This is a genomic window from Streptomyces sp. NPDC060027 (assembly GCF_042737005.1).
Taxonomy (GTDB): domain Bacteria; phylum Actinomycetota; class Actinomycetes; order Streptomycetales; family Streptomycetaceae; genus Streptomyces.
In genome coordinates this window covers 13,150-28,909 of record NZ_JBHWVI010000107.1, presented here as the reverse complement: position 1 = coordinate 28,909, position 15,760 = coordinate 13,150, and the positions used below count along the sequence as shown (strand labels likewise).

At 71.9% G+C, this 15,760-nt stretch carries 15 protein-coding genes; 5 read left to right on the top strand and 10 right to left on the bottom strand.

Translation table 11 applies throughout. The features are described 5' to 3' along the window. Positions 1–94: 94 nt before the first annotated feature. The 5 genes from thpD to ACFWBT_RS24795 form a co-directional block, all read right to left on the bottom strand. Positions 95–982, bottom strand: a complete 888-nt coding sequence (gene thpD / locus ACFWBT_RS24815; RefSeq protein ID WP_385704050.1) for an ectoine hydroxylase — start codon at positions 980–982, stop codon at positions 95–97. 7 nt (positions 983–989) lie between these two features. Next, on the bottom strand, positions 990–1,388 hold the full coding sequence (locus ACFWBT_RS24810; RefSeq protein WP_385704047.1) for an ectoine synthase: 399 nt from the start codon (positions 1,386–1,388) through the stop codon (positions 990–992). Positions 1,389–1,438: 50 nt separating this feature from the next. After that, entirely contained in the window at positions 1,439–2,710 is a 1,272-nt protein-coding gene (gene ectB, locus ACFWBT_RS24805) for a diaminobutyrate--2-oxoglutarate transaminase (protein WP_385704045.1), read from the bottom strand. A 63-nt stretch (positions 2,711–2,773) separates the two neighbouring features. Next, complete coding sequence (gene ectA, locus ACFWBT_RS24800) at positions 2,774–3,313, bottom strand: diaminobutyrate acetyltransferase (RefSeq protein ID WP_385704044.1); 540 nt, start codon at positions 3,311–3,313, stop codon at positions 2,774–2,776. Between the two features lie 413 nt (positions 3,314–3,726). Further along, positions 3,727–4,827: a pyridoxal-phosphate-dependent aminotransferase family protein gene (locus ACFWBT_RS24795; protein ID WP_385704055.1), complete on the bottom strand. Its 1,101-nt coding sequence runs from the start codon at positions 4,825–4,827 to the stop codon at positions 3,727–3,729. Positions 4,828–5,013: 186 nt separating this feature from the next. On the opposite strand from ACFWBT_RS24795, the gene ACFWBT_RS24790 reads away from it, so the two are divergent. The 5 genes from ACFWBT_RS24790 to ACFWBT_RS24770 all read left to right on the top strand — a co-directional run bounded on the left by ACFWBT_RS24790 (position 5,014) and on the right by ACFWBT_RS24770 (position 9,938). Next, entirely contained in the window at positions 5,014–5,862 is an 849-nt protein-coding gene (locus tag ACFWBT_RS24790) for a transporter substrate-binding domain-containing protein (RefSeq protein WP_385704042.1), read from the top strand. After that, on the top strand, positions 5,859–6,692 hold the full coding sequence (locus ACFWBT_RS24785; RefSeq protein ID WP_385704039.1) for an amino acid ABC transporter permease: 834 nt from the start codon (positions 5,859–5,861) through the stop codon (positions 6,690–6,692). The genes ACFWBT_RS24790 and ACFWBT_RS24785 overlap by 4 nt, the downstream gene beginning before the upstream one ends. Beyond that, the gene (locus ACFWBT_RS24780) at positions 6,689–7,477 is read left to right on the top strand and encodes an amino acid ABC transporter ATP-binding protein (RefSeq protein ID WP_385704037.1); all 789 of its coding nucleotides are present in this window, start codon (positions 6,689–6,691) and stop codon (positions 7,475–7,477) included. Before ACFWBT_RS24785 ends, ACFWBT_RS24780 begins: the two co-directional genes overlap by 4 nt. Positions 7,478–7,643: 166 nt before the next feature. Further along, entirely contained in the window at positions 7,644–8,735 is a 1,092-nt protein-coding gene (locus ACFWBT_RS24775; RefSeq protein WP_385704034.1) for an amidohydrolase family protein, read from the top strand. Positions 8,736–9,032: 297 nt separating this feature from the next. Beyond that, positions 9,033–9,938: an SCO1860 family LAETG-anchored protein gene (locus ACFWBT_RS24770; RefSeq protein ID WP_385704032.1), complete on the top strand. Its 906-nt coding sequence runs from the start codon at positions 9,033–9,035 to the stop codon at positions 9,936–9,938. Between the two features lie 136 nt (positions 9,939–10,074). Here ACFWBT_RS24770 and cobC read toward each other — a convergent pair whose 3' ends face one another. Genes cobC through cbiE form a run of 5 tightly spaced genes read right to left on the bottom strand, consistent with a single transcriptional unit; the run spans position 10,075 to position 15,745 of the window. After that, positions 10,075–11,217 (bottom strand): Rv2231c family pyridoxal phosphate-dependent protein CobC, encoded by a 1,143-nt coding sequence (gene cobC, locus ACFWBT_RS24765; protein ID WP_385704029.1) that lies wholly within the window; start codon positions 11,215–11,217, stop codon positions 10,075–10,077. Next, positions 11,207–12,142 carry a sirohydrochlorin chelatase gene (locus ACFWBT_RS24760; protein WP_385704026.1) on the bottom strand — a complete coding sequence of 312 codons (936 nt, stop codon included), beginning with the start codon at positions 12,140–12,142 and terminating at the stop codon, positions 11,207–11,209. Before ACFWBT_RS24760 ends, cobC begins: the two co-directional genes overlap by 11 nt. Next, positions 12,139–12,786 (bottom strand): precorrin-8X methylmutase, encoded by a 648-nt coding sequence (locus tag ACFWBT_RS24755; protein WP_385704024.1) that lies wholly within the window; start codon positions 12,784–12,786, stop codon positions 12,139–12,141. The genes ACFWBT_RS24760 and ACFWBT_RS24755 overlap by 4 nt, the downstream gene beginning before the upstream one ends. Then, positions 12,783–14,489 carry a precorrin-3B C(17)-methyltransferase gene (gene cobJ / locus ACFWBT_RS24750; protein ID WP_385704022.1) on the bottom strand — a complete coding sequence of 569 codons (1,707 nt, stop codon included), beginning with the start codon at positions 14,487–14,489 and terminating at the stop codon, positions 12,783–12,785. Before cobJ ends, ACFWBT_RS24755 begins: the two co-directional genes overlap by 4 nt. Then, complete coding sequence (cbiE, locus tag ACFWBT_RS24745) at positions 14,486–15,745, bottom strand: precorrin-6y C5,15-methyltransferase (decarboxylating) subunit CbiE (protein WP_385704052.1); 1,260 nt, start codon at positions 15,743–15,745, stop codon at positions 14,486–14,488. Before cbiE ends, cobJ begins: the two co-directional genes overlap by 4 nt. Positions 15,746–15,760 lie beyond the last annotated feature (15 nt).

Sequence of the window (15,760 nt, the reverse complement as noted above, 5' to 3'; positions counted from 1 at the left end):
CACCCGTACATCAGGGTGAGGACCCGGCCCGAGCCGGAACCGGCGAAGCCGCGACTCCGTACCGGCCGAGGTGTCTCCGTAGCGCCGGAGGAAGTCACCGCACCGGCGTGAAGTCCCGTGCCCCGATGAACTCCGGCCTGCGCACCGGAGCCGCGAAGGGCTCCACCGCGGCGTTCTCCACGCTGTTGAACACGATGAAGACGTTGCTGCGCGGGAACGGCGTGATGTTGTCGCCCGAACCGTGCATGCAGTTGCAGTCGAACCAGGTCGCCGAACCGGCGCGGCCCGTGAAGAGCTTGATGCCGTGCCGGGTGGCGAGGCGGGTGAGCGCCTCGTCGGACGGCGTACCGGCGTCCTGCATCTGCAGCGACTTCTTGTAGTTGTCCTTCGGCGTGGCCCCCGCACACCCGAGGTACGTCCTGTGCGACCCCGGCATGATCATGAGGCCGCCGTTGGTGTCGTAGTTCTCGGTCAGCGCGATCGAGACGGACACCGTCCGCATGTTGGGCAGACCGTCCTCGGCGTGCCAGGTCTCGAAGTCCGAGTGCCAGTAGAAGCCACTCGCCCCGAAGCCCGGCTTGACGTTGATCCGCGACTGGTGGACGTACACGTCGGAGCCGAGGATCTGCCGGGCCCGGCCGACGACGCGCTCGTCGCGCACGAGCCGGGCGAAGATCTCGCTGATCCGGTGCACCTCGAAGACGGACCGGATCTCCTGCGTCTGCGGCTCGATGATCGAGCGGTCGTCGGCACGGATCGCCGGGTCGGTGACGAGCCGTTCCAGCTCCTGCCGGTAGACGGCGACCTCGTCCTCGGTGATCAGCTCCTCGACGGGGAGGAAGCCGTCGCGTTCGTACGCCTGGAGTTCGGGCGAGGTGATCGGGCCGGGATCACCCGGCGTGCCCCAGATGACCGGGTCCTGTCGCGGCACGGCCACTTCGGTGGCGCCTCGGCTGGGGTACAGATCGGTGAGTGTCGTCATCGGTGTGTCACACCTCCTCGGTGAGCAGCGGGTATACGCCGTTCTCGTCGTGGTCCTCCCGTCCGGTGACGGGCGGGTTGAAGACGCAGACGCACCGGAAGTCGGTCCTGGGACGCATGGTGTGGCGCTCGTGGCCGTCCAGCAGGTACATCGTCCCGGGCGTGATCCAGTGCTTCTCGCCGGTCTCGTCGTTGGTGAGTTCGGCTTCGCCCTCCACGCAGAGCACGGCCTCGATGTGGTTCGCGTACCACATCTGCGTCTCCGTACCCGCGTACAGGATCGTCTCGTGCAGGGAGAAGCCGACCTTCTCCTTGGCGAGGACGATGCGCTTGCTCTCCCAGGTGCCGGTCGCCGCCCTCACATGCCGGTCGGTGCCTTCAACATCCTTGAACGAACGGACTATCACGGTGGTGCGATGCCTCTCTCTCGTGCTTCTCGTGGTGTGCGGCGGTCCGGTCAGACGGTCTCGCGGACGGCGCGGGCGAGGGTGCGCAGGCCCTCGTCGAGCTCGTCGGGAGTGATGGTGAGCGCGGGCAGCAGTTTCACGACCTCGCTCTCGGGGCCGGACGTCTCGATGAGCAGACCGAGTTCGAAGGCGCGCTGCGCGACCCGCCCGGCGCGGGCCTTCTCCTTGAACTCGATGCCCCAGACGAGCCCTCGGCCCCGGTACTCCTTGATGTCGGCGAGGTTCTCCTCGGTGATGGAGATCAGCGCCTGCTCGACCTGCTCGCCGCGGGCGCGGGTCTGCTTCTCCATCGCGGAGCCGTCGGCCCAGTAGGCCTCCAGGGCGGCGGCGGCCGTGACGAACGCCGGATTGTTGCCGCGGAAGGTGCCGTTGTGCTCGCCCGGCTCCCAGATGTCCAGCTCGGGCTTGAACAGGCACAGCGACATCGGCAGCCCGTACCCGCTGATGGACTTGGAGACGGTCACGATGTCGGGCACGACCCCCGCCTCCTCGAAGGAGAAGAACGCGCCCGTGCGCCCGCAGCCCATCTGGATGTCGTCGACGATCAGCAGCATGTCGCGGCGCTTGCACAGGTCGGCGAGGGCCCGCAGCCACTCGGGCCGCGCGACGTTGATGCCGCCCTCGCCCTGCACGGTCTCGACGATCACCGCGGCGGGTTGGTTGAGGCCCGAGCCCTGGTCCTCCAGGAGCCGCTCGAACCACAGGAAGTCCGGGACCTGGCCCTCGAAGTAGTTGTCGAACGGCATCGGGGTTCCGTGCACCAGCGGGATACCGGCGCCGGCTCGCTTGAAGGCGTTGCCGGTCACGGCGAGCGAGCCGAGCGACATCCCGTGGAAGGCGTTGGTGAACGACACGATCGCCTCGCGCCCCTTCACCTTCCGCGCGAGCTTCAGCGCGGACTCGACGGCGTTGGTGCCGGTCGGGCCGGGGAACATCACCTTGTACGGCAGATCGCGCGGCCGCAGCACCAGGTTCTGGAAGGTCTCCAGGAAGCCGCGCTTGGCCGTCGTCGACATGTCGAGTCCGTGGGTGACGCCGTCGCGCTCCAGGTAGTCGATCAGGGCCCGTTTGAGCACGGGGTTGTTGTGCCCGTAGTTCAGGGACCCGGCGCCGGCGAAGAAGTCGAGGTACTCGTGTCCGTCCTCGTCGTACATCCGGCTGCCCCGGGCGCGGTCGAAGACGGTGGGCCAGTTGCGGCAGTAGCTGCGCACCTCCGACTCCAGGGTCTCGAAGACGCTCAGGTCGGGCGGGGTGATGCTCACGGCGAATAGCTCCTCGAAGCGTGGGGGAGGGGGCGGAAGAAGGGGGAGCGAGGAAGAAGAGGTTCAGCGGGGGAAGGGGCCGATGCGGTACAGCACTTCGGGGTCGTGCGGCCCGTCGGGGAACTGCTCCGCCTCGAACAGCACCTCGCGCTCGACGGCCGCGCCATGGCGTTGTGCGTACGACAGGAACAGGCGCTCGGACGCGGTGTTGTCCGGAGTGATGGTGGTCTCGACGGCGGACAGTCCGCGCTCGGCCGCCACCCGCGCCGTCAGCCCGTCGAGCAGCCGAGCGGCCAGTCCGCGGCCTCGGTACGCCGCGTCGACGGCCACCTGCCACACGAGCAGGGTGCGCGGACGCTCGGGGCGCACGTACGCGGTCACGAAACCGACGGGCCGCCCTTCGGCGTCGCGTGCCACCGCCGAGGTGCCGGCGAAGTCACGGCACCACAGCAGATAGCTGTACGAGGAGTTCAGGTCGAGGGTTCGGGAGTCCTTGGCGATACGCCAGAGGGCGGCCCCGTCGGCCACCTCCGGACGGTCGATCCGAAGGTCCTCCGGCATTTCCAGGAATTCCGCTGACAGGTCTGCGTGTGCGGCGGTCATGCGGATTGAATTTACCGACGGAAAGTTCAAATTGCATCGTCGGACGGGGTTACGAACGGCGTACCCGTGTGTTATCACGCGCCCGTGACGGAGCGGCGATGCACGCAGTTTTATGACCGCTTTTGCCCGGAAAATACCGCAGAAAAGGGGCGCGCTGTGGAGTGTGTCACAGCGACGAAATGTGGGGGAGATCTGCCCGAATCACGCCGTTCGGCGTTCGCGAAATCTTTGCGTTTAGGTACAGGGAAAGCGGGCAGGAGAATGCGGGAAGCTGTGCGGAATCAATTGGGTTCCCTATTTAACGGCAGGATAAGCGTGTGGAGAGGATTTGCAATTCCCGCCGCATCGCCGTTCGGAGTCCGTGGGTTCTCCGACCGGCGGAGGCGCGGACGCTCCCGCCGGTCATGCCGGGATCAGTCCCAGGCCAGCGCCACGGCCCGGCGTGCCCCTTCCAGGTCCACCGGGAAGCCGGACTCGGCGAGCGCGGCGCCCAGGCCTGCGAGGCTGGAGTGGACGACACCGCGCGTGGCGTCGGGGCCGTAGTGGTTCACGCGGATCATCGACCGCGCGAGAGCGCCGCCCCCCGCGGCGAGCGGCAGCGCGGGATCCGCGGCCAGCGCCTTGGCGACCACGGCGGACGCGTCCACCTCCTCGGGCACCTGCAGTGTGGTGGCGACGGGCGCCGCGTCGGAGGCGGCGTGAACGAACGGCTTCAGCCCCCCGCCGAGTGCCACGGCTCCGGCCCGGGTGGCCGCGGCGGCCGAGGCGTGCCGGGTCATCACCGCGTCGAGGCCCTCGCCCTCGATCCGCTCGATACACGCCTCCAGTGCCAGCATCTCCAGCTGTGCCGGGGCGTGCAGCAACGCCGTGCGGCCACCGTCGACCCACCGCTCCTTCCAGTCCAACAGGGAGAGGTAGGAACGGCGCGGCGCGGCGGGGTTCGAGGCCATCCGGGCCCACGCCCGCTCGCTCACCGACACCGCCGACACCCCGGCCGGACCGCCCATCGCCTTCTGGGCCCCGATCACGCACAGGTCGACGCCCCAGGCGTCCGGCAGCACCGGCTCGGCACCGATCGACGCGACGGCGTCCAGGTAGAAGAGCGCGCCGTGCTCGCGGACGACCTCGCCGATCTCCGCGACCGGGTTGGTGTTCCCGGTGGCGGCCTCGGCGTGCACGAGCGACACGAAGTCGATCGAGGGGTGCTCGGCGAAGGCCTCGCGGATCTGCTCGGCGGTGACCGCGGCGTGGAACGGCACCGCCAGATCGATCACGGTCGCCCCGCAGTCCCGCAGCCAGTTCCCGAAGGTCTGCCCGTAGGGGCCGGTGATGACGTTCAGGGCGGTGGTGCCGGGGCCGGCGGTGCCACGGATGGCCCCCTCCAGGGGCAGCAGCGCCTCGCCCTGCATGATCACGACGTCCTGCTCGGTGGAGAGCAGCCGGGCGACGCGGTCCTCGATCGACGCGAAGTGCGCGGCGCTCAGCGGCGCCAGGTCAAGAAGGGGGTGGGTCACGGCGGTGCTCTCTTCGCTCACGGTGGTGTCGACGATCAGAGCGTAACCGGCGGCCCCGGGCGCACCCGGACCGGCGAATTCTGAGGCCAGACGGACCAGTAGCCATCGGATTGATTTGAGCAACTCAAACCTTTCCTTATAATCAGAACCCTCTGTTCCCCCACAGTCCCCCCACAGGAGGTCTCCGTGAACTCGGTCCTCGGACGCCGGACGCGCATTCTGGCCGCCACCACCGCCACGGCCGGGCTGCTGCTCGTGGCCGGCTGCTCCTCGGACGACGACGGCGGCGGCAAGACGACCGCCTCGGGCGGGGTCCCGCTGGTCAAGAGCGGCCAGCTCACGACCTGCACCCACCTGCCGTACCCGCCCTTCCAGTCGGAGATCGACGGCAAGGTGCAGGGCTTCGACGTGTCGCTGATCGACCTGGTCGCCAAGGACCTGGGCGTGAAGCAGGCCATCGTCGACACGCCCTTCGAGAACTTCAAGACGGGCGCGTTCCTCAACTCCGAGCAGTGCGACCTCGCCGCGGCCGGTATGACGATCACCGATGAGCGCAAGAAGAACGTCGACTTCTCCGACCCGTACTTCGACGCCACCCAGGCTGTCCTGGTCGACAAGAAGAGCGGCATCGACTCCCTCGCCGACGTCAAGGCGAAGGGCAAGAAGCTCGGCGCCCAGGCGCAGACCACCGGCGAGGACTACGCGAAGCAGCAGGGCTTCGACCCGGTCTCCTTCGAGTCCTCCGACGCGGTGCTGAGCGGCCTGCGCAGCGGTCAGGTGCAGGCCGTCATCATCGACTACCCGGTCGTGCAGGGCTGGCTGAAGGACAAGGCCAACGCCGACGCCTTCAAGGTGGTGGACAACCTCAACACCGGTGAGCAGTACGGCTTCACGGTGAAGAAGGGCAACACCGAGCTCGTCGACGCGATCAACAAGGCCATCAAGGACGCGAAGGCCGACGGCACGTACAAGAAGCTCTACGAGCAGTGGATCGGCCCGTACGACGCGTCCGCGGCCTCCCCGTCCGCCTCATGAGTGGTGCCGACACACCCCTCCAGCCCCGCAGGTCCGGCCTGAGCCGGCGCCAGAAGCGCTCGCTCTCGCGCGGCGCGCAGTACGTCGTCTTCGCCGCCGTCGTGATCGCCTTCGCGGTCACGGCGGACTGGGGACGTCTGAAGAACCAGTTCTTCCAGTGGGACCTGGTCAAGCAGATGTTCCCGGACGTCATCACGCTGGCGCTGAAGAACACCGTCCTCTACACGACGTTCGGCTTCGTCGTCGGTCTCGTGCTGGGCATCGTCATCGCCCTGATGCGCCTCTCCTCGGTGGGCCCCTACCGCTGGTTCGCCGGAATCTACATCGAGGTCTTCCGCGGGCTGCCCGCCCTGGTGATCTTCATCTTCGTGGGCGTCGCGGTACCGCTCGCGTTCCCGGGCACGGAGATCCCGGGCGGAACGTACGGAAAGGTCGCCATCGCGCTCGGTCTGGTGGGGGCCGCCTACATGGCCGAGACGTTCCGCGCGGGCATCCAGGCCGTGCCCAAGGGGCAGATGGAGGCGGCCCGTTCGCTGGGCTTCTCGCACGCGCGGGCCATGGTCTCGATCATCGTCCCGCAGGCGTTCCGGATCATTCTCCCGCCGCTCACCAACGAACTCGTGACCCTTTTCAAGGACTCCTCGCTGGTGCTGTTCCTCGGTGTCACCCTGGAGGAGCGCGAGCTGTCCAAGTACGGCCGCGACCTGGCCAGCACGACCGCCAACTCCACGCCGATTCTCGTCGCGGGCCTGTGCTATCTGCTGGTGACGGTACCGCTCGGCTTTCTCGTACGACGTCTCGAAGCGAAGACGGGGGAGGCCTCCAAGTGAGCACGCCGGAGATCCAGGTGAAGGACCTGCACAAGTCCTTCGGCGACAACGAGGTTCTGCGCGGCATCGACCTGGAGGTCGGGCAGGGCGAGGTCGTCTGTGTCATCGGCCCGTCCGGCTCCGGCAAGTCGACCCTGCTCCGCTGTGTGAACCTCCTGGAGGAGCCCAGCAAGGGCCAGGTGTTCGTCGGCGGTACGGAGGTCACGCACCCCGACGTCGACATCGACGCCGTACGCCGCCGTATCGGCATGGTCTTCCAGCAGTTCAACCTCTTCCCCCATCTGTCGGTGACCGGGAACCTCACGCTGCCGCAGCGCCGGGTGCTCGGCCGGGACAAGGCGGAGGCGGCCCGGATCGCGGCCGAGAACCTCACCCGGGTGGGGCTCGCGGAGAAGGCCGACGCCTATCCGGCCTCGCTCTCCGGCGGCCAGCAGCAGCGCGTCGCGATCGCCCGCGCGCTCGCCATGGGGCCGGACGTGATGCTCTTCGACGAGCCGACGTCGGCGCTCGACCCCGAACTCGTCGGCGACGTGCTCGCCGTCATGCGGATGCTCGCCGACGAGGGCATGACGATGATGGTCGTCACCCACGAGATGTCCTTCGCGCGCGAGGTCGCCGACCGGGTCGTCTTCATGGACGGCGGTGTGATCGTCGAGGAAGGCGCCCCGGCACAGGTCATCGGCAACCCGGCCCACGAGCGGACACGGCACTTCCTGTCCAGGCTGCTGGACCCGGCGATGGCGGACGTCGAGGACGGGACGCCGGACGCGCCGGACCAGGAGTAGGACCCGGCGGGGCGAGGGGGAGGAGCGGCCCGGGGAGGACCGGCCCGGAAAGGACCGGGACCGGGGAGGACCGGGACCGGGGAGGACCGGGACCGGGGAGGACCGGCCCGGGAGGACCGGGACCGGGCGGGCGAGCCGGGGGAGCCGCCTCACTAAGGTTCTTTCCATGAGCGATCACCCGGTACTGCACGTGAAGGGACGGGTCCTCGTCGGACCCGACGACGTCCGCGACGAGCTGTGGGTCGTCGGCGGCCGGATCTCGTACGAGCGCCCCGGCGGCGCCCGTGATCTCCGCACCGTCGAGGGCTGGGCGCTGCCGGGCCTGGTCGACGCGCACTGCCATGTCGGGCTCGACGCCCACGGCCCGGTCCCCGCGGACGTCTCCGAGAAGCAGGCGCTGACCGACCGCGACGCCGGCACCCTCCTCGTCCGGGACGCCGGCTCGCCCTCCGACACCCGTTGGGTCGACGACCGCGAGGACCTCCCGAAGATCATCCGCGCGGGCCGCCACATCGCCCGCACCCGCCGCTACATCCGCAACTACGCCCACGAGATCGAGCCCGAGGACCTCGTCGCGTACGTCGCCCAGGAGGCCCGGCGCGGCGACGGCTGGGTCAAGCTCGTCGGGGACTGGATCGACCGGGGCACCGGCGACCTGAGCGCCTGCTGGCCCCGCGACGCCGTCGAGGCGGCGATCGCCGAGGCGCACCGGCTCGGCGCCCGTGTCACCGCGCACTGCTTCGCCGAGGACTCGCTCCGCGACCTGGTCGAGGCGGGCATCGACTGCGTCGAGCACGCCACGGGCCTCACGGAGGACACCGTCCCGCTCTTCGCCGAGCACGGCGTCGCCATCGTCCCCACCCTCGTGAACATCGCCACCTTCCCGCGGCTCGCGGCCGACGGCGAGGCGAAGTTCCCCCGGTGGTCGGCCCACATGCGACGCCTCCACGAACGCCGCTATGACACCGTGCGCGCCGCGTACGACGCCGGAATCCCCGTCTACGTCGGCACCGACGCGGGCGGCTCCCTCGCGCACGGGCTCGTCGCGGGCGAGGTCGCCGAGCTCGTCACCGCCGGTATCCCACCCGTCGAGGCGCTCTCCGCCACCACCTGGGGCGCACGGCGCTGGCTCGGGCGGCCCGGCCTCGACGAGGGGGCGCCCGCGGACCTCGTGGTCTACGAAGGTGACCCGCGCGCGGACGTACGGGTCCTGGCGGCTCCGCGGCGGGTGGTCCTCAACGGGCGGATCGTCGGCTGACACGGCTGTCACGGCTGACGTGGGCGGGGTTGACGGAGCGTGACGAACGGGGTGGCGCGCTCGTTACGCACCGCCGGGTGTGCTCCGGCGCGTCGGACGGCCGCCGACCGGCGCGTCAACCAGCGCGTTCTCCCCGGGGTGTTGACCGAGTGACGATGGGGAACACCCGTGCCTCGGGATTCGAAGGCGTGCGCTAAGAACCCACGTTGGAGTGAACTCACGTCAGGTGGCTGACTGTTCACTCTCAGTGCGTAATTCTTTCCGGGTCCCAGGCTTTCTCCTATGGGGGTCCCACCCTTGAACAGCATCAACCACCGCATGCCCGCGCGCCGTTTCGCCGTCACCGCGGCCGCCACCGTCCTCGCCGCGGGTCCCACCGCGCTGGCCGGCGCGGGCTCCGCCCACGCGACCACCGACCACGGTCGCGCGAGCGCCGTCGTGCTCCGGACCGGACTCGACGTGTCCCTCCTCAACAAGACCGTGAACGTCCCGCTCGCGGTCTCCCTGAACGAGGTGCAGGCACCGAACAGTGCCGAGAAGACCGCGCTCACCGCCCGGCTGGACGGCGTCGACGGCGGACGTCCGTTCAGCGTGCTGCGCGCGGACGTCGCCACCGCCAAGGCCACCGTCTCCGCCGGGAAGGCCGAGGGCGCCACCCGTCTCGCGCACGCCGCCGTCCATGTCCCCGGGCTGCCGCTGCTGTCGCTCATCGAGGTCGAGGAGGTGACCTCGAAGGCGACTTGCGAGGCGGGGAAGAAGCCCGTCGCCACCGCCAACCTGCTGGGATCCGTCACCGTTCTCGGCAAGAAGGTGACGCTGACGACGGGGGGCCCGACACAGGTGAAGGTCCCCGGGGTCGGCGAGGTGCGGCTCGACCTCTCCAAGACCGAGACCACCACCCGTACGGCCGCCGCGTCCGCGCTCGAACTCAAGGTGTCCATCAACCCGTTGAAGCTGAACGTGGCCGAGGTGGAGGGCACGCTGAAGCTGGCGAGTGCGACCTGCGAGGCGCCGGAGCCCGTCGCCCAGGAGGCCGCACCCGCCGACCCGGTGGCCGAGGTGACACCGCAGGGCGCTCCCGCGGAGGAGGGCCTCGCCGAGACCGGGGGCAGCTCCACGACGCCGTACCTGGCCGCCGGCGCGGTGGCGCTGCTCGCCGCGGGCGGCGGAGCCGTCATCCTCTCCCGCCGCCGCCGAAACTGACCCCCACCACCCGAGGCCCCCGGCAGGGTCTCGCGCGGGGCTTGCTGCCCGGAGGGTTCGTCCGGGGTTCGCTTCTCGGGGGCCGGGTGGGCTGAGGGGGCTCAGTTCGGGTGGTGCCCGAGGACGGCACGGCCGTTCAGGTCGAAGCGGAGGACCGGGGCGGCAGCCCGGGGCTGGGCGGGGGCGGAGCAGACCCCGGCTCGGCGCCGCTCAAGGTCATCGCCCGGTCCAGCGCCTGCAGGAACCGGTTGACCGTCGCCCGGTCCCGCACCGCGACCCGCAGCCATTCGTCCCCGAGCCCGGGAAACGTGTCCCCGCGCCGCACCGCGAACCCGAGACCGCGAAGGGCCCGCCGCACACCGGCGGCCCGCGGCAGCCGGACCAGGACGAAGGGACCCTCCGCGGGCTCCACCACGCGCAGCCCGTCGGAGCAGGCGAACTCCCGCAACCCCGCGACCAGATGGGCCCGGTCCGTGGCGATCCGGTGCGCCGCGTGCGCCGCCTCCGCGAGCGCCTGCGAGGACACACAGGCCTCGGCCGCCGCGAGGGCGGGCGTGGAGACCGGCCACAGCGGCTGGGCGCGTTCCAGTCGGGCGATCGTGCCGGGGTCTGCGAGCACGTAGCCGATCCGCAGCCCGGCGAGACCCCATGTCTTCGTGAGGCTGCGCAGCACGACGAGACCGGGCACGTCCGTCCGCCCGGCCAGGGCCTCGCGCTCACCCGGCACCGCGTCCATGAACGCCTCGTCGACCACCAGCACCCGCCCGGGGCGGGCCAGTTCGGCGATGGCCGCCGCCGGGTGCAGGACCGACGTCGGATTGGTCGGATTGCCGATCACGACGAGGTCGGCGTCCTCGGGGACGGCGGACGCGTCGAGCCGGAAGCCGTCCTCCTCACGCAGCAGCACCCGGCCCACCGTGTGGCCGGCGTCCCGCAGCGCGGCCTCCGGCTCCGTGAACTGCGGATGCACGACGACCGGTCGCCGTACCCTCAGGGCGCGCGCGAGCAGCACGAAGGCCTCCGCGGCACCCGCCGTGAGCAGCACCCGCTGCACCGGCAGCCCGTGCCGCGCCGCCACCGCGGCCCGCGCGGCCCGCCCGTCCGGATAGGCGGCGAGCCCGGTCAGCGACGCGGCGATCCGTTCGCGCAGCCACCCGGGCGGTGTGTCCGCGCGGACGTTCACGGCGAGATCGGTGAGCGCCGAACCGTCGTCCCGCACCTCGGCGTCCCCGTGATGCCGCAGATCGTGCCCGCCCTCGGCGGCCTCTTCAGTGCGCATGGGAGTGGGTGTGTCCCCCGTGATGGTGGTGACCGTGTCCGTCGTGGTGCCCGTCGTCGTCCGGGTGGAAGTGCGGCTGCTGGGGGAGCCCCACCTTGTCCTCGAAACCGGGCAGCGCGATCCGGTACACGCAGGAGTCGCAGTTCATCCGCAGATCGCCCTGGACGGCCTCCCGGTAGCGCTCCATGACCAGGTCGAGCAGCTCGGGCTCGGGGCCGATGACGTCGGCGGAGCGCACCTCGGCCTCCGGGTGCGCGGCGGCCCAACCCTCCGTCTGCCGCCGCACCCGGTCCGGAAGGATGCCGGTGAACAGGAAGTAGGGCAGGACCACGATCCGGCGCGCGCCCAGCCTGACGCAGCGGTCGAGACCGGACGGCACGTCCGGGGCGGCCAGCGACACGAACGCCGTCTCGACGCCCGCGTATCCCCGGCCCTCCCACAGCAGCCGGGCCGCCTTGTGCACCTCGGCGTTGGCGTCCGGGTCGGTGGACCCGCGGCCCACGAGCAGCACCGTCACATCGGCCCGGTCCTCGGGCGTCCGGGCGGTCCCTCCGAGGGCCTCGTCCAGCCGTCGCTCCAGCACGGCGAGCAGCGACGGATGCGGGCCCAGCGGACGCCCGTACGTGTACGAGATCCCGGGGTGCCGCTCCTTCTCACGGGCCAGCGCCGCCGGGATGTCGCCCTTGGCGTGCCCGGCGGACACCAGCATCAGGGGTACGGCGGCGAAACGCCGTACCCCCTGCCCGACCAGTTCGCTCACGGCGTCGCCCAGCGGCGGCGGCGACAGCTCGATGAACCCTCCGGCGACGGGCAGTTCGGGGTGGCGGCGCCCCAACTCCCCTACGAAGGAGCGGAAGGCCTCGGCTCCGGCCTCGTCCCGGGTGCCGTGTCCGGCGATGAGCAGCGCGGGGGGCGGGGTGGTCACGATGTCTCCTTGGCGGCCGAGGTGGCCTCGGCGGTCGTCGAGGCCTGGGCGGCCTGGGGAACGGGGTGGTACAGCAGGGCGTTGAGCGCGGCGGCCGCGACCGCCGAACCGCCCTTCTCGGACACGTTGCTGACGGCGGGAAGGCCGCTCTCGCGGAGCGCGGCCTTGGACTCGGCCGCGCCGACGAAACCGACGGGCAGACCGATGACGAGCGCCGGACCGGCGTCCAGCCGCAGCAGCTCCTCCAGGGCGGTGGGCGCGCAGCCGATCACCCACAGCGCGCCGGGCCCGACCTCCTCGTACGCGAGCCGGACCGCGTGCGCCGAACGCGTCAGGCCGGGGCCCGACTCCGCGTCCTTGAGGCGGCAGACGGTGGACCGGCGGGTGATGCCCGCCGCCACCATCTCGACGTCCACCACGACGGGTGCCCCGGCGTGCAGCGCCGCGTGCGCCCGGCGCAGGGCGCCCTCGTCGGTGACGAGGTCGTCCGCGTACTCCAGGTCGGCGGCGGAGTGGATCACCCGTTCCACCACGGCACGTGTCAGCGGCGGAAAGTGCGAGGTGTCCAGGCGGGCGCGCAGCCGCCGGAAGGACTCCTGCTCGATGGGGTGCACGACCCGGGTCCCGGGGAACACCTGGCTCACTTGGCCTCCTCCTGCCAGCGGTAGCCGCGCGGCGTCACCATGCGCCCGGCGATCTCACGGGTCGCGGTGTTGCCCACGGTCACCACGGTCATCATGTCGACGATCGCCGGATCCAGGGACCCCAGCGTCGTGACCCGGCTCGACTCGTCCGGGCGGGAGGCGTTGCGCACCACACCGACCGGCGTCGCCGGTTCCCGGTGCTCCGCGAGGATCGCGAGCGCCTTGGGGAGCTGCCAGTCCCGGCCCCGGCTGCGCGGGTTGTAGAAGGTCACGACGATGTCGGCCTCGGCCGCCGCGCGCACCCGGCGCTCGATGACCTCCCACGGCGTGTGCAGGTCGGACAGGCTGATCGACACATGGTCGTGGCCGAGCGGTGCGCCCAGGATCGCCCCGGCCGCGAGCGCCGCGGTCACGCCCGGCACCCCGACGACGTCGATGTCGTCGGACGCCTCGGCCAGCGCAGGCGACGCCATCGCGTACACGCCCGCGTCGCCGCTGCCGATCAGGGCCACGGCCTGTCCGCGCCGCGCCTCGGCCACCGCCGTGCGCGCCCGCTCCTCCTCGGCACCGAGTCCCGACTCCAGGATCAGGGTGCCGGGCCGGAGCAGATCGCGGATCTGGTCGACGTACTGGTCGAGCCCGACGAGCACCGCGGCCCGCCGCAGCTCCGCGGTCGCGCGCGGCGTGAGCAGATCGCGGGCTCCGGGGCCGAGGCCCACGACCGCGAGCCGCCCGCGGCCCGGCCGGCGCACCACCGCGCAGGTCGCCATCGCGGGCCGGCCGTCCGCCCGCACCGACTTCCGCTTGGGGACGAGGAGTTCACCCCGGCCCACGAGCGCGGCGGCCTCCGCGACGGACGGGGTGCCGACGGCGGCGAGCGGTGCCTCGGAGGGGTTCGGGACCGCCACCGCCGCCAGTTCCTCGGCGCTGTACGTGACGACAGGGACCCCGAGCCGCGCGGCGGCCCCGAGGATGCCGGGCTCCTCGGACTTGGCGTGGACGGTGGCGAGTTCGGCGACCGACCTCACGGAAAGCCCCGCCTCCCGCAGGGTCTCCTCGACGAGCCCGAGGACCTCCTCCACGGGCGCGCCCCGGGAGGCGCCGACCCCGACGACGAGCGACGGCGGGCGCAGGACGACCTCGCGCGCGGCCGGTTCCCGGTCGCGGTCGGAGATCCGGAGGACGGCGGCGCCCGACTCCGCCGGGCTCCCCACGTTCGGCGGCAGCGCGGGCAGCGGCCAGTCCAACTCCGCCTCCAGCACGACCGGTTCGCCGTCCAGCATGGCCCGTGAGACCGCGGCGAGATCGCCCTCCACGGGGAAGCCCAGGGTGTCGAGGCCGGGCACGCCCACCGCGTCGGTCGCCGTCGTCACCACCGGCTCGGCGCCGAGCAACTCGGCGACCTCGCGGGCGAGTTCGTTCGCCCCGCCCGCGTGACCGCCGATCAGCGACACGGCGAACCGTCCGGCCTCGTCGACGCACACCACCCCGGGGTCCGACCCCTTGTCGACGAGGAGCGGCGCGACGAGCCGTACGACCGCGCCGGTGGCGAGGAAGCACACCACCTGCTCGCACTCCGCGAAGGCCCGCCGCACGGCGTCCGCCACGGACCCGTCGTACACCCGGGCACGCGTGGGCCAGGCGGCGGCCAGCCGGTCACGGGCCGCCGCGCCCGCCGCCGTGGCGGAAATCAGGCCGATCACTGGGGGACTCCTTCGGTACGGGCCGGAGGCCGGACGCCCCACAGCACGAAAACGGGATTGGTCGCCGCGAGCCGGGAGACGTCTCCCGGCAGCGGGGCGAGCCGCGACGACTGCAGCAGGACGCCGTCACAGGCGAACCCGGCCGCGGTGAGGGCGTCCCGCGCGGCCGGGACCCGGTCGAGCGAGGCCATGGCGATCACGACGGACCGCCGGGCCCGGCGCGCGCAGACCGTGACGATGGCGGGCAGTTCGCGTCCGCCGCCGCCGATGAACACCGCGTCCGGATCGTCCAGGTCGGACAGCACCGTCGGCGCGGCCCCGTGCACGACCCGCACGTCCACGCCGTGCGCGGCGGCGTTGGCGCGGATGCGGTCGCAGCCGTCCCGGGTCTTCTCGACCGCGGTCACCGCGGCGCCGAACCGCGCGCACTCGACGGCGACGGAACCGGAGCCCGCGCCGACGTCCCAGACCAGCTCGCCGAGCCGCGGTCCGATCCGGGCCAGCGCCAGCGCCCGTACCTCGAACTTGCTGATCATCGAGTCGCGATGGGCGAACTCGCCCTCGTCCAGGGCCCATCGGTCGGGCCCGGGACGAGGCCCGGCGACGGTCCGCACCGGAGCGAGGGCACGGGACTCGTCCAGGCACAGCACGACACTGACCGCCGTGCCCCAGTCGCGGGCGGCGGCCTCGGCGGGTGTGACCCGCTCGACGCGCTCGCGCTCCGGGTCGCCCAGGGCGCTCGCCACGACGAGGACGCGCTCCGCTCCCCGGTGGACGAGCGCGGTGCCCAGCTCGGCGGGCCCGGACCCCGGACCGGTCAGCAAGGCCACCTTGGGCTGCGACCGGCAGATCTGGACAGCCGTACGCAGGTCACGGCCGTGCGCGCTGACCACCACCGCGTCGTCCCAGGGCAGCCCGAGCCGGGCGAAGGCGGTCGCCACGGACGAGACGCCGGGGCGCACGTCCAGCCGCTCCGCCCCGAACCGCTCGGCCAGCGCCCGTACGATCCCGAAGAACCCGGGGTCGCCCGAGGCGAGCACCACGACCGGGCCGCCGAGCGCCCCGTCGTCCGCGTACCGCTCGATGCGGTCGAGAGCCGGTGCCAGCGGTCCGAGGACCACCCGCTCGGCCCGCTCGGGCAGCCCGGCCGCCGCCAGATGGCGACCGGCACCCACGACCAGCCCGGCCCCCGCGAGCACGCCCCGGGCGTCCGGGGACAGCGGCGCCCCCGTGCCCGTACCGACGACGGTGATCACCACGGAGCGGTCCGC